Annotated in this window: 7 protein-coding genes, 3 tRNA genes and 3 rRNA genes; 9 read left to right on the top strand and 4 right to left on the bottom strand. The window is 47.4% G+C overall.

From position 1 onward, the window contains the following. The first annotated feature begins 87 nt into the window (after positions 1–87). The 9 genes from ubiD (at position 88) to H9L11_RS06320 (ending at position 8787) form a co-directional block, all read left to right on the top strand. Complete coding sequence (ubiD, locus tag H9L11_RS06360) at positions 88–1941, top strand: 4-hydroxy-3-polyprenylbenzoate decarboxylase (protein ID WP_033907314.1); 1854 nt, start codon at positions 88–90, stop codon at positions 1939–1941. Further along, positions 1938–2207: a 2Fe-2S iron-sulfur cluster-binding protein gene (locus tag H9L11_RS06355; RefSeq protein ID WP_009696789.1), complete on the top strand. Its 270-nt coding sequence runs from the start codon at positions 1938–1940 to the stop codon at positions 2205–2207. Before ubiD ends, H9L11_RS06355 begins: the two co-directional genes overlap by 4 nt. 14 nt (positions 2208–2221) lie before the next feature. Beyond that, entirely contained in the window at positions 2222–2935 is a 714-nt protein-coding gene (gene fre / locus H9L11_RS06350; protein WP_033907312.1) for an NAD(P)H-flavin reductase, read from the top strand. A 474-nt stretch (positions 2936–3409) separates the two neighbouring features. Continuing rightward, positions 3410–4962 (top strand): 16S ribosomal RNA (locus tag H9L11_RS06345). Positions 4963–5028: 66 nt separating this feature from the next. Beyond that, positions 5029–5105, top strand: a tRNA-Ile gene (locus tag H9L11_RS06340). Positions 5106–5147: 42 nt separating this feature from the next. Beyond that, positions 5148–5223: transfer RNA gene (locus tag H9L11_RS06335), tRNA-Ala, on the top strand. 301 nt (positions 5224–5524) lie between these two features. Continuing rightward, positions 5525–8415 (top strand): 23S ribosomal RNA (locus H9L11_RS06330). Positions 8416–8509: 94 nt separating this feature from the next. Continuing rightward, positions 8510–8626: ribosomal RNA gene (rrf, locus tag H9L11_RS06325) — 5S ribosomal RNA — on the top strand. Together the 16S, 23S and 5S rRNA genes with 3 tRNA genes alongside form the textbook arrangement of a ribosomal RNA operon. Before the next feature lie 70 nt (positions 8627–8696). Continuing rightward, positions 8697–8787: transfer RNA gene (locus H9L11_RS06320), tRNA-Ser, on the top strand. 705 nt (positions 8788–9492) lie between these two features. Here H9L11_RS06320 and H9L11_RS06315 read toward each other — a convergent pair. The 4 genes from H9L11_RS06315 to hemC are packed head-to-tail and all read right to left on the bottom strand — an operon-like array spanning position 9493 to position 13572. Then, the gene (locus H9L11_RS06315) at positions 9493–10674 is read right to left on the bottom strand and encodes a heme biosynthesis HemY N-terminal domain-containing protein (protein WP_005383375.1); all 1182 of its coding nucleotides are present in this window, start codon (positions 10672–10674) and stop codon (positions 9493–9495) included. Beyond that, positions 10674–11885 (bottom strand): uroporphyrinogen-III C-methyltransferase, encoded by a 1212-nt coding sequence (locus H9L11_RS06310; RefSeq protein ID WP_005378751.1) that lies wholly within the window; start codon positions 11883–11885, stop codon positions 10674–10676. The genes H9L11_RS06315 and H9L11_RS06310 overlap by 1 nt, the downstream gene beginning before the upstream one ends. Positions 11886–11902: 17 nt before the next feature. Next, complete coding sequence (locus tag H9L11_RS06305; RefSeq protein WP_005383386.1) at positions 11903–12631, bottom strand: uroporphyrinogen-III synthase; 729 nt, start codon at positions 12629–12631, stop codon at positions 11903–11905. A gap of 2 nt (positions 12632–12633) precedes the next feature. Continuing rightward, a complete protein-coding gene (gene hemC / locus H9L11_RS06300; RefSeq protein ID WP_033907277.1) occupies positions 12634–13572 on the bottom strand; it encodes a hydroxymethylbilane synthase in 939 nt (312 codons plus the stop codon). Positions 13573–13885: the final 313 nt, after the last annotated feature.

Genomic DNA, 13885 nt, shown 5'->3' with positions numbered 1-13885 from the left:
GCTCACATACCCACACAAAATAGGAGGATCTTAGAGTCCTCCTATTTGTTATACTGCGGACAGTTTAATCAGCCAGCATGAAGGCCTATGAGTTTTAAGGATTTACGCGAATTTATCGACCACCTAGAACAGAAAGGTCGACTTAAACGCATCACTCACCCTGTCGATCCCGCTTATGAAATGACAGAAATCAGCGACCGCACCTTGCGTGCTGGTGGACCTGCGCTGTTGTTTGAGAACCCAATCGGCTACGACGTACCTGTTTTGACTAACCTGTTTGGTACACCAGAGCGTGTCGCAATCGGTATGGGACGTGAAGACGTTAAAGAATTAAGAGAAGTCGGTAAGCTGCTGGCTTATTTAAAAGAACCTGAGCCACCAAAAGGCTTCAAAGACGCTTTAGAAAAACTGCCTGTGTTCAAACAAGTATTGAACATGCCGGCTAAGCGTTTACGTAAAGCACCATGCCAAGACATTGTTTGGCAAGGTGATGAAGTCGACTTGGATAAAATTCCGGTAATGAGCTGCTGGGCAGAAGATGTAGCGCCGCTGCTTACTTGGGGCTTAACCGTAACCAAAGGTCCAAATAAGAAACGTCAGAACCTAGGCATTTACCGTCAGCAGAAAATTGCCAAGAACAAAATCATCATGCGTTGGTTAGCCCATCGTGGTGGTGCGCTTGATCTGCGCGATTGGATGGAAACCAACCCAGGTAAACCTTTCCCAGTTTCGGTCGCGTTTGGTGCAGACCCAGCAACCATTCTTGGCGCAGTAACACCAGTGCCAGATACGCTATCGGAATACGCATTTGCAGGTTTGCTACGTGGAAGCAAAACGGAAGTCGTGAAGTCAGTCAGCAACGATTTGGAAGTGCCAGCGAGCGCGGAAATCGTGATGGAAGGCTATATCGACCCGAACGAGTTTGCTGATGAAGGTCCTTACGGTGACCACACTGGCTACTATAACGAAAAAGAAAAGCACCACGTATTTACTATTACGCACATTACTATGCGTAAAGACCCTATTTATCACAGCACCTACACAGGTCGTCCGCCAGATGAACCAGCTGTATTGGGTGTGGCATTAAACGAAGTGTTTGTACCTATTCTGCAAAAGCAATTCCCAGAGATTGAAGACTTCTATCTACCGCCAGAAGGTTGTTCGTACCGAATGGCCGTCGTCACCATGAAGAAGCAGTACCCAGGACATGCCAAGCGCGTAATGATGGGCGTGTGGTCTTTCTTACGTCAATTCATGTATACCAAGTTTGTTATTGTGTGCGATGAATCGGTAAACGCACGAGATTGGAATGATGTCGTGAAAGCCATGTCAGAGCATATGGATCCTGTACGTGATACCTTGATGATAGATAACACGCCAATCGACTCGCTCGACTTTGCTTCACCAGTGGTTGGGCTTGGCTCCAAAATGGGCTTGGATGCGACCATTAAATGGGATGCCGAGCTGGCGACGCGAACCGAGGTCACTGAGCGAGACAGCAAAGCGATTACCGAAGCAGAACTAAATGAGTTGAAACAGCAACGCCCTGAGATTGTTGACGTCTATCTTCCAGTTACAGCAAACAACCAATTTGCTGTCGTGACTATGAAGAAAGACCAAGCTGGTCAATCCCAAGAATTGATGGAACATCTATGGGGCTTCTTTGCTCAGTACACGGATAACAAATTCATCATTTTGTGCGACGATGACGTTAATGCACGAGATTGGAATGACATCATTTGGGCGGTGACAACTCGAATGGACCCAGATAGAGACACGATTCAAGTGCTTGGTAAGACTGAGAGTTCATCCAAATTAGGACTGGATGCGACCAACAAGTTCGAATCTGAAGTCACGCGCGAGTGGGGTACGCCTATCAAAAAAGATCCTAAACTTGTGGCTAAAGTCGATGAGATTTGGGACCAGTTAGGTATTCTATGAGTCATCAAGTCCACCTTCTACCAATGGACGTTACATTCCAAGTAAAAGAAGGGGAGACGGTGTTAGAAGCTGCGCTCAACAACAATATTCGCTTCCCACACCGTTGCCAAGTTGGCGCTTGCGCCATGTGCATGTGTAAAAAGCTAACGGGCGAGGTGAGCTATCACCTCGAACCTATGCTAACCGAAAAAGAGCAACAGCAAGGTTGGATATTCCCTTGCCAAGCCTATACAGAAAGTAATTTAGTGCTTACTTTTGACGAGTAAGCGAGAGGAACACCATGACCATCCAATGTAAAGTAAAGTCTATTCAGCCGTTAGCTTGTAATACTTACCAAATCCTTCTTCATCCAGAATCACCAGTGCCTTTTAAAGCGGGTCAGTACCTAATGGTGGTGATGGGTGAAAAAGACAAACGTCCTTTCTCTATCGCAAGCAGTCCTTGTCGTCATGAAGGTGAACTTGAACTGCACATCGGTGCGGCGGAACACAACGCTTATGCACAAGAAGTTGTCGAAGCAATGCAAGCGGCGCTTGAAACTGATGGTCAGATTGAAATTGATGCGCCACATGGCGATGCTTGGGTTCAAGAAGATAGTGAACGCCCGCTGTTATTGATCGCTGGTGGTACAGGTTTTAGTTACGTACGTTCGATTCTGGATCATTGCGTAGCGCAGAATAAAACCAATCCTATCTATTTATATTGGGGGGCGCGCGATAACTGCCAGCTTTATGCTAAAGACGAACTGGTCGAGATTGCCGACAAGTTTGCCAATGTTCATTTTGTGCCAGTAGTAGAAGAAGCTCCTGCAGACTGGCAAGGTAAAGTTGGTAACGTGCTACAAGCTGTAGCTGAAGATTTCGAAAGCTTAGAAAACTACGATATCTATATTGCAGGTCGTTTTGAAATGGCTGGCGCAGCACGTGAACAGTTCACTCAGAACAAGAAAGCGAAGAGCGAACGTATGTTCGCAGACGCGTACGCATTCATTTAAATACGGCTTTTAAGGCAGAAAAAGAGGGTTTTTTACCCTCTTTTTTGCTTTTTTGATGAAATAGTCATCGAACAGTCATTTTTTTCCATTTTTTTTCAAAAAAGGGTTGCGAACGGATCTGAGTTCCCTATAATGCGCATCCACCGACACGGCAGACGCGATAAGGCTTCAGCAGGGTCGGAGAGGTGAAAGCTTCTACGAAAAATAAAATTGAAAAAAAGTGTTTGACACTCTCAATTATCTCGTTAGAATGCACCTCCGCTTTGAGAGAAAAACTTCTCGCAAAGCAAGCTCTTTAACAATATAGACCTATCAATCTGTGTGGGCACTCGTTGATGATAATCCAATTAGATACCTCGGTATCAAATTAGGTTTCAATGAAACGAAGTGACCATTGAATCTTCGGATTCAGCACAGTCAATTCAAACATTACGTTATGTAATGTTCAGTATTCATTGAGCCGAACAAAATCTTAAATTGAAGAGTTTGATCATGGCTCAGATTGAACGCTGGCGGCAGGCCTAACACATGCAAGTCGAGCGGAAACGAGTTATCTGAACCTTCGGGGAACGATAACGGCGTCGAGCGGCGGACGGGTGAGTAATGCCTAGGAAATTGCCCTGATGTGGGGGATAACCATTGGAAACGATGGCTAATACCGCATGATGCCTACGGGCCAAAGAGGGGGACCTTCGGGCCTCTCGCGTCAGGATATGCCTAGGTGGGATTAGCTAGTTGGTGAGGTAAGGGCTCACCAAGGCGACGATCCCTAGCTGGTCTGAGAGGATGATCAGCCACACTGGAACTGAGACACGGTCCAGACTCCTACGGGAGGCAGCAGTGGGGAATATTGCACAATGGGCGCAAGCCTGATGCAGCCATGCCGCGTGTGTGAAGAAGGCCTTCGGGTTGTAAAGCACTTTCAGTCGTGAGGAAGGTGGTAGTGTTAATAGCACTATCATTTGACGTTAGCGACAGAAGAAGCACCGGCTAACTCCGTGCCAGCAGCCGCGGTAATACGGAGGGTGCGAGCGTTAATCGGAATTACTGGGCGTAAAGCGCATGCAGGTGGTTTGTTAAGTCAGATGTGAAAGCCCGGGGCTCAACCTCGGAATAGCATTTGAAACTGGCAGACTAGAGTACTGTAGAGGGGGGTAGAATTTCAGGTGTAGCGGTGAAATGCGTAGAGATCTGAAGGAATACCGGTGGCGAAGGCGGCCCCCTGGACAGATACTGACACTCAGATGCGAAAGCGTGGGGAGCAAACAGGATTAGATACCCTGGTAGTCCACGCCGTAAACGATGTCTACTTGGAGGTTGTGGCCTTGAGCCGTGGCTTTCGGAGCTAACGCGTTAAGTAGACCGCCTGGGGAGTACGGTCGCAAGATTAAAACTCAAATGAATTGACGGGGGCCCGCACAAGCGGTGGAGCATGTGGTTTAATTCGATGCAACGCGAAGAACCTTACCTACTCTTGACATCCAGAGAACTTTCCAGAGATGGATTGGTGCCTTCGGGAACTCTGAGACAGGTGCTGCATGGCTGTCGTCAGCTCGTGTTGTGAAATGTTGGGTTAAGTCCCGCAACGAGCGCAACCCTTATCCTTGTTTGCCAGCGAGTAATGTCGGGAACTCCAGGGAGACTGCCGGTGATAAACCGGAGGAAGGTGGGGACGACGTCAAGTCATCATGGCCCTTACGAGTAGGGCTACACACGTGCTACAATGGCGCATACAGAGGGCGGCCAACTTGCGAAAGTGAGCGAATCCCAAAAAGTGCGTCGTAGTCCGGATTGGAGTCTGCAACTCGACTCCATGAAGTCGGAATCGCTAGTAATCGTGGATCAGAATGCCACGGTGAATACGTTCCCGGGCCTTGTACACACCGCCCGTCACACCATGGGAGTGGGCTGCAAAAGAAGTAGGTAGTTTAACCTTCGGGGGGACGCTTACCACTTTGTGGTTCATGACTGGGGTGAAGTCGTAACAAGGTAGCGCTAGGGGAACCTGGCGCTGGATCACCTCCTTATACGATGATTATTGCGATGAGTGTTCACACAGATTGATACGGTTTATAAAGTAAAGAGACGATACTGGGTCTGTAGCTCAGGTGGTTAGAGCGTTCGCCTGATAAGCGAGAGGTCGGTGGTTCGAGTCCACTCAGACCCACCAATTTCTTTCCCAAGGAATTGGCGACAGTATCGACACCTTGATGGGGCTATAGCTCAGCTGGGAGAGCGCCTGCCTTGCACGCAGGAGGTCTGCGGTTCGATCCCGCATAGCTCCACCATCTTTAAGTGTTCTTAAAAAAGAATATTTAAAAATGGTTTTCATCAGAAAATCTAGCTCTTTAACAATTTGGAAAGCTGACAAAACAACAATTTATTGTTGTTTGTAAAGTTCTCAATGTTTGTCTTTAAGACAAACACCAAAAAACACATTCAAGTGTTCTTGGCTTTTTGTTTTCATTTTTTCTAAAAATGAAGGTAAAGAGATGAGTCCGGCAAAATCGATATGTCTCTCGCTCATTCAAATAATGAGAGACAACTTTGGTGATTTGAACATCAACTCGAAACTCCTTCGGGTTGTATGGTTAAGTGACTAAGCGTACACGGTGGATGCCTTGGCAGTCAGAGGCGATGAAGGACGTATTAACTTGCGATAAGCCCAGATTAGGTAGTAAAAACCATTTGAGTCTGGGATTTCCGAATGGGGAAACCCAATACCATAAGGTATTACTGTTGAGTGAATACATAGCTCAACAGAGCGAACCGGGGGAACTGAAACATCTAAGTACCCCGAGGAAAAGAAATCAACCGAGATTCCGAAAGTAGCGGCGAGCGAAATTGGACTAGCCCTTAAGCTTTACACGCGTTAGACGAACAGCCTGGAAAGGCCGACGATACAGGGTGATAGTCCCGTAGTTGACGACGTGTGTTCAGTGAAATCGAGTAGGGCGGGACACGTGATATCCTGTCTGAATATGGGGGGACCATCCTCCAAGGCTAAATACTACTGACTGACCGATAGTGAACCAGTACCGTGAGGGAAAGGCGAAAAGAACCCCTGTGAGGGGAGTGAAATAGAACCTGAAACCGTGTACGTACAAGCAGTAGGAGCAGGCTTTGTCCTGTGACTGCGTACCTTTTGTATAATGGGTCAGCGACTTATATTCAGTGGCAAGGTTAACCATCTAGGGGAGCCGTAGGGAAACCGAGTCTTAACTGGGCGTTCAGTCTCTGGATATAGACCCGAAACCAGGTGATCTAGCCATGGGCAGGTTGAAGGTTGAGTAACATCAACTGGAGGACCGAACCGACTAATGTTGAAAAATTAGCGGATGACTTGTGGCTAGGGGTGAAAGGCCAATCAAACCTGGAGATAGCTGGTTCTCCCCGAAAGCTATTTAGGTAGCGCCTCGGACGAATACTACTGGGGGTAGAGCACTGTTAAGGCTAGGGGGTCATCCCGACTTACCAACCCTTTGCAAACTCCGAATACCAGTAAGTACTATCCGGGAGACACACGGCGGGTGCTAACGTCCGTCGTGGAGAGGGAAACAACCCAGACCGCCAGCTAAGGTCCCAAATTACTACTAAGTGGGAAACGATGTGGGAAGGCTCAGACAGCCAGGATGTTGGCTTAGAAGCAGCCATCATTTAAAGAAAGCGTAATAGCTCACTGGTCGAGTCGGCCTGCGCGGAAGATGTAACGGGGCTAAGTAGTAAACCGAAGCTGCGGCAATATACTTTTGTATATTGGGTAGGGGAGCGTTCTGTAAGCGGTTGAAGGTGTGTGGTAACGCATGCTGGACGTATCAGAAGTGCGAATGCTGACATGAGTAACGATAAAGGGGGTGAAAAACCTCCTCGCCGGAAGACCAAGGGTTCCTGTCCAACGTTAATCGGGGCAGGGTAAGTCGACCCCTAAGGCGAGGCCGAAAGGCGTAGTCGATGGGAAACGGGTTAATATTCCCGTACTTCTTACAATTGCGATGGGGGGACGGAGAAGGCTAGGTGGGCCTGGCGACGGTTGTCCAGGTTCAAGTGCGTAGGCTGAGAAATTAGGTAAATCCGGTTTCTCTTAAGGCTGAGACACGACGTCGAGCATCTACGGATGTGAAGTCATTGATGCCATGCTTCCAGGAAAAGCCTCTAAGCTTCAGATTGTAAGGAATCGTACCCCAAACCGACACAGGTGGTCGGGTAGAGAATACCAAGGCGCTTGAGAGAACTCGGGTGAAGGAACTAGGCAAAATGGTACCGTAACTTCGGGAGAAGGTACGCTCTCGACGGTGAAGTCCCTCGCGGATGGAGCTATTGAGAGTCGCAGATACCAGGTGGCTGCAACTGTTTATTAAAAACACAGCACTGTGCAAAATCGCAAGATGACGTATACGGTGTGACGCCTGCCCGGTGCCGGAAGGTTAATTGATGGGGTTAGACTTCGGTCGAAGCTCTTGATCGAAGCCCCGGTAAACGGCGGCCGTAACTATAACGGTCCTAAGGTAGCGAAATTCCTTGTCGGGTAAGTTCCGACCTGCACGAATGGCGTAATGATGGCCACGCTGTCTCCACCCGAGACTCAGTGAAATTGAAATCGCTGTGAAGATGCAGTGTACCCGCGGCTAGACGGAAAGACCCCGTGAACCTTTACTACAGCTTGGCACTGAACATTGACCCTACATGTGTAGGATAGGTGGGAGGCTTTGAAACGCAGTCGCTAGATTGCGTGGAGCCGTCCTTGAAATACCACCCTTGTAGTGTTGATGTTCTAACGTCGACCCCTTATCGGGGTTGCGGACAGTGCCTGGTGGGTAGTTTGACTGGGGCGGTCTCCTCCCAAAGCGTAACGGAGGAGCACGAAGGTGGGCTAATCACGGTTGGACATCGTGAGGTTAGTGCAATGGCATAAGCCCGCTTGACTGCGAGAATGACAATTCGAGCAGGTGCGAAAGCAGGTCATAGTGATCCGGTGGTTCTGAATGGAAGGGCCATCGCTCAACGGATAAAAGGTACTCCGGGGATAACAGGCTGATACCGCCCAAGAGTTCATATCGACGGCGGTGTTTGGCACCTCGATGTCGGCTCATCACATCCTGGGGCTGAAGTCGGTCCCAAGGGTATGGCTGTTCGCCATTTAAAGTGGTACGCGAGCTGGGTTTAGAACGTCGTGAGACAGTTCGGTCCCTATCTGCCGTGGGCGTTGGAGAATTGAAAGGGGCTGCTCCTAGTACGAGAGGACCGGAGTGGACGAACCTCTGGTGTTCGGGTTGTGTCGCCAGACGCATTGCCCGGTAGCTAAGTTCGGGATCGATAACCGCTGAAAGCATCTAAGCGGGAAGCGAGCCTTGAGATGAGTTCTCCCTGATACTTTAAGTATCCTAAAGGGTTGTCGTAGACTACGACGTTGATAGGCAGGGTGTGTAAGCGTTGTGAGGCGTTGAGCTAACCTGTACTAATTGCCCGTGAGGCTTAACCATACAACACCCAAGGGGTTTTGATGGACTCAATGAAAGAACATTGAATGTGTAAGAACGAGAATTAAAAAAACAGCTTTCCGAATTAAAGAATTTGCTTGGCGACCATAGCGTTTTGGACCCACCTGATTTCCATGCCGAACTCAGAAGTGAAACGAAATAGCGCCGATGGTAGTGTGGGGCTTCCCCATGTGAGAGTAGGACATCGCCAGGCTTTAAATATCGTTATTTGCATAGACAAGTAACAACATCATCAGTGTACTAATCTGTTGATGACAATTTGTGGAGAGATGGCTGAGTGGTTGAAAGCACCGGTCTTGAAAACCGGCATACGTTAATAGCGTATCTAGGGTTCAAATCCCTATCTCTCCGCCACTAATAAGAAGCCTCGCTAGAAATAGCGAGGCTTTTTTCATTTCCGCACATCTTTATTACTCTATCTGTGCTTGCCAAAAATCAATTCCATATGCGATCTACTTTTGGACTAAGTAACATCGGTATCGGTATCGGTATCGGTATCGGTATCGGTATTGGTATTGGTTGTGACGTTTTGATTTTTGCTAAGAAGTGCAGTTGCCTCTAAAGCTGTTCATCCTCATCACTGCATGCTGTCCCGATAAGGTTGTTGGAGATGCTTTGTTAAGGTGTTGAACCATCTATTGCCTTATCGTTCTCTTAAAGCACTACCATTGCTTCTCTAGCCCCTTTTACCGGATAGACCGAACAAATAAGCATACTCAAATAGCCACTGTTTCACTGATGTATCTTTTTGTTTTACTCAGTCTAGCGACGCGTGTGCTCTATTGCCTAAATCTAGCTACGTCTTAAAACCATACATCAACAGGCTAAAGTTACGTATTCCTGCATTTTTTAAAATTGTTTTGGATTCTGCTGGAATGACAGGATCAGAGTAGTCAAAGAGAAGAGGAAAGTGAAACGATAGTGAGTTGCTAGGAAGTTGAGAACTACTTGGGAGCCAATGAATTGGATAAACATATTGATGACTAAGGACTGAAGGGTTAATAGCAGGCAATAAAAAAGCCGACAGGTAAGCTGTCGGCTTGGTTAGGTCATCTTAAGTTAGTCATTCTGTACGAGCGTGAGAGCTTTACGAGAGACTTCGTGAGCAGCTTTGGTTAGATTTTGCTTCTCTAGTGTGTCTGCTAGGAATGCATAGTCAGAGACGTCAGAGCGAAGCTTTAAGGCGATCTCAAAGTGATCCTGGGCTTCTTGCCACTTCTCTTGACGGAAATAGAAGTGCGCTAATGCGCTATGGGCAGCGGCGTTATCCGGTTCTTTCTTCACTACTCCCTCTAAGAAGACCACGACAGGGTGGGTATCTGGCAGATTTAGATCTGGCAGTAGTTGATAAAGCTCTGGGGCTGGTTGTTTTTTTAATGCTTCTTTTAGCACGGTAAAGGCTTCTGCATCAGCTTTTCGTGTGATGAGTTCTCGAGCAAAACAGGCAACGAGGTGTGTGTCTTGTTTCACTTTACGTGAGAGGCTATTCCAATGGGAGATTAGCCCTTCGCTACCCTGTTGCTGCGCTACTTCATGGAGTAAGCCGCACTGCGCCTTTTGAATCAGCTCTGCATGTTCTTCGTCCGAGATGAGTTTTGCTTTGGTTAGTTGTGGCAAGAGGTCAATAAGAGGTTGCCACAACTTTAGCTGCATGTACGTTGTTTTCAGCAAGTTCAATACAATAGAGTTACTCGCATACTGACTTTTTAACGATTGCAAGGTATCGAAAGCGGACTCGAACTCGTTGTCGCGGATAAATTGTTTCGCTCGAGTCAGCTCTACTGCGAGATGGGCATTCTCTTGTTGGCTCGCTAGCTCTAGATAGTGATCTCGTTTTGCTTTATCACCTTGACCTTGTGCGGCTTCAGAGGCAACTAAGTAGCAAAGCAGCGGCATATCGTGATGATTTGCCCAGCGAGTTACTTTTTTCTCAGCACCTTTCCAGTCACCTTCTAGAAGTTTAATAATGCCTTCATTGGTGTATCGGCGGGAATGGCGCATTTTGCGAACACTGAAGTAGTTCCATGTTGTAGAACTAGCATAAACTAACTTCTTAATCAGGTACTCAAGCAGAAAAAGACCTGCGAGTGCTGCGATAACGAAAACCACTAATGTCGTTACGCTCATCTCGATCGTTTTCTCGGCAATGGAGATGAGTACATAGCCTTGCTGACCAGAAAACTGGGTGCCAACAAATAGTCCTGCGCCTAGTACAACAAATAGGAAAATAAGACGAAACATTACTTATCCTCCATGCCTGTCATCGTTGTGACTTCACGACGTAGGCGTTCACGGATGACATCTGATAGTTGAGACTGACTTTGCAGTTTTGTTGGGTATTCCACTTGAATATTTTGCTGACTTAGCAGGTTAACCGTTTTGTTGAACTCTTTAACGGAATTATCGTCTTGGTTGAAGAAAGCTAATGCCCATTTGTCGGCTGTTTTTAGAGATGTGGTGTAAATTTCACCTTGTTCTTGGTACACCGCTTTTATTGCCGTTTCCAATTTGGCTTTGATGTTTTCTTTCAGGTAAAAGTGTTGCTCAGGAGAAAGCAGTGGAATGACGTTACCATCGCGCGTGCGGAAGGTAATGAAGTTTTCTGAAAAGTCCTTCAAAGAGGTCATTAAGTTATCTTGCCAGTTTGCGATATCTTCAGACACTTCAGTGTTTTCTACGGCTTCAGCTTCAGGTAGCAGTGCATTGGCGAGAGGGAGCTTGTCTACTTGCTGTTGCAGGGCAGTTAAGCGTAGTACCAATCCATCACGGTCAATTAGCGGGATAGTGCGAAGTTTGGTGATATCGTTTGCCATTGCTTTACGTAGTTTGACGAGACTAGGGTCATTCAGCGCTGCAATGCGTTGGTCTGCACTTTCCATCAGTTGAGTCGCGCTTTCTACATCGTGCTCTAAGAACAATTTACGGCCGGCTAATTTGACGAGGTAATCGGCTTCCGCCAATAGCCAGTCGTTTGGTCGACGACCTTTCACATCGGCAACGGCGAGCTGTAAGCTTTCAATGCTCTTCTGTTGCTGTCCAAGTACCACTTCCGCTTTGTGTGTCACGGTTGTTGCTTTCTCGATGGTTTCTTCTTGTACCCGGCTGAGCTCTTGCTTCATGGAAGCTTGAGTGCTTTCTAGCTGACTTTTTAGTTGGGCGATCTGCGCTTGGTAATCGGCTTGCTGTTGATGCAGCTTGTACGCGAGGCCACCGCCAAAAATAATCGATAAGATGATAGCGACCGTGCCTAGTTTGACACCGCGTTTACCTTGTTTTTCTTCAAACTCGACTTTGGTTGGCTCTGCTGTTTTTGGGGGCTCGGCCGCTTGTGGTTGCTCTTTTTTAAGGTCCGCATCCTGCTGCGATGTGGTTTTTTCGACTAGCGGTGCCGATGAGGTTTCTTCGGAAAGGTTTTTATCGTTATTTTTTTGGTCGTTATTTTTACTTGTCATGCCTATATCCTGTGTAGCTAGGGCTGGAGAGCCGCCAGTAATTCTTGGTTGGATGCGCTTCCCGTGCATCTCACGCGAGTGAACCCCCTTTGAATTGCGATGTCAGCGATACGCTGACTGGGGATATACAACTCTTGTTGATTAAGCCAAGTCAATTGCTCCGACGTCAATTGGCTGCACAAATAATCCAGTTGTTCACCACTGGTGACAATAATCTGGTTAATTTGTAGGTTTTTCCATAGTGAGATACAGCTTACTGGATCGAATGGGATGAATTCTCTCTTGTAAGTCTCACTATAGTGAACTTTTGCGCCACGCCTCACCAATGCATCTTTGATCAGCTCTCTTCCGCCGTTACCACGAAGGATAAGAACTTGTTGTTGTGCCACATTGTTGAGCTCTGGCAGTCGCAATAAGTGTTCACTATCACTGACTTGGGGATAGTGTACTTTCTGTTGGGTACATTTGCTTAAATAGTGTGCTGTTTTTTGACCAACGGCAAGGTAAATAGCTTGTTTCGGCCATGACATCCCGTTGCTGGCTAAGATTTGCTGTGCACATTGCACTGCATGTCGACTAACAGCGATAACAATTTGAGCTTGATGTAGATGTTTAGAGAGGTGCGTGTCCGTGAGATCGGCGACAATGTCGATCAGAGGATGGTGATATGCGGAAATGCCGTGCCTTTCGAGCAGAGAGCAAAGCGCGTTGCCTTGCTCTCCCGGCCGAGTGACCAACACTGCCATGGTTATTCGTGATCTGCGTACAGCTTAGTTAGGATTTCACGAGCGCCGTTATCTAGCAGCTCATTGGCTAGCTGCACTCCTAATGCTTCGCCATCTTTACGATGGCCACGAATTTCACCACGCACAATTTCGCTGCCATCTGGTTCGCCAACTAATGCGCGTAGCCAAATGTTGTCGCCGTCTAGCAGGGCATAGCTGCCGATAGGTACCTGACAGCCGCCTTCTAGCGTAAGGTTCATTGCGCGCTCACACAAAACGCGGTCTACGGTGTCTTGGTGGTTAAGTGGCTCAAGCAGCTTAAGCAGTCTTTCATCGTCAAGGCGGCACTCAATACCGACAGCACCTTGGCCTACCGCTGGTAGTGATTGCTCTGGTTCGATAAAGCTACGAATGCGTTCTTCAAGCTTCAATCGTTTGAGGCCAGCCGCAGCAAGAATGATTGCATCATACTCACCCGCATCTAACTTACCAAGGCGAGTGCCCACATTACCGCGAAGCTCTTTGATGATGATGTCCGGACGATATTCTTTCAGTTGGCATTGACGGCGCAAACTGCAAGTACCAACCACGGCACCTTGAGGGAGCTCATCAATGTGGCTATAGGTATTAGAGACGAAGGCATCACGAGGATCTTCACGCTCACAAATGGTCACGAGGCCAAGGCCTTCTGGGAAATCGACGGGTACGTCTTTCATTGAGTGAACGGCGAGGTCTGCGCGTCCTTCTAGCATCGCGACTTCAAGCTCTTTTACGAACAAGCCTTTGCCGCCAACTTTTGCTAGTGGTGTATCTAAAATCACGTCACCTTTGGTCACCATGGTTACTAACTCGACTTCCAAGCCAGGGTGAGCGGCTTGAAGGGCGTCTTTAACAAAGTAAGCTTGCCATAAAGCAAGAGGGCTTTTTCGAGTTGCAATGCGAATCGGTGTGGATTGTGTCATGATCTTCTCAATGCTGTTTGGATTTGGGTTTATCCTACCATTCTCATCAAGAAATGCTTACTGTTAGTTCGTTATCTCTGAAGGCTATGAATGGAATTACATGACGTTATGAAAATAGTGTGACTGGATTCTCAATTAGACTAAGGACTATTATTAGTAATAGGTAATAAGAGCGACACTACCGCGCGATTAATTTTGTGACTAAAGTATGGTTTTGTATCCAGAGTGATACGCGGGCGTGAAGCTTTACCCGCACCAATAAAAGTGTTAAATTGATCACGTTTTTAAACCATTTTGGTTTAAAACGTCAGCA

The organism is Vibrio sp. sp1, assembly GCF_016920955.1.
Taxonomy (GTDB): Bacteria; Pseudomonadota; Gammaproteobacteria; order Enterobacterales; family Vibrionaceae; genus Vibrio; species Vibrio alginolyticus.
This window is presented reverse-complemented; position numbering and strand designations above follow the sequence as displayed.

What these genes read in the sequence shown, in the direction of transcription:
- fre (WP_033907312.1), top strand. Translation starts at nt 2,222, where the DNA reads ATGACCATCCAATGTAAAGTAAAGTCTATTCAGCCGTTAGCTTGTAAT.
- H9L11_RS06355 (WP_009696789.1), top strand. Translation starts at nt 1,938, where the DNA reads ATGAGTCATCAAGTCCACCTTCTACCAATGGACGTTACATTCCAAGTA.
- H9L11_RS06315 (WP_005383375.1), bottom strand. Translation starts at nt 10,674, where the DNA reads ATGTTTCGTCTTATTTTCCTATTTGTTGTACTAGGCGCAGGACTATTT.
- H9L11_RS06310 (WP_005378751.1), bottom strand. Translation starts at nt 11,885, where the DNA reads ATGACAAGTAAAAATAACGACCAAAAAAATAACGATAAAAACCTTTCC.
- ubiD (WP_033907314.1), top strand. Translation starts at nt 88, where the DNA reads ATGAGTTTTAAGGATTTACGCGAATTTATCGACCACCTAGAACAGAAA.
- hemC (WP_033907277.1), bottom strand. Translation starts at nt 13,572, where the DNA reads ATGACACAATCCACACCGATTCGCATTGCAACTCGAAAAAGCCCTCTT.
- H9L11_RS06305 (WP_005383386.1), bottom strand. Translation starts at nt 12,631, where the DNA reads ATGGCAGTGTTGGTCACTCGGCCGGGAGAGCAAGGCAACGCGCTTTGC.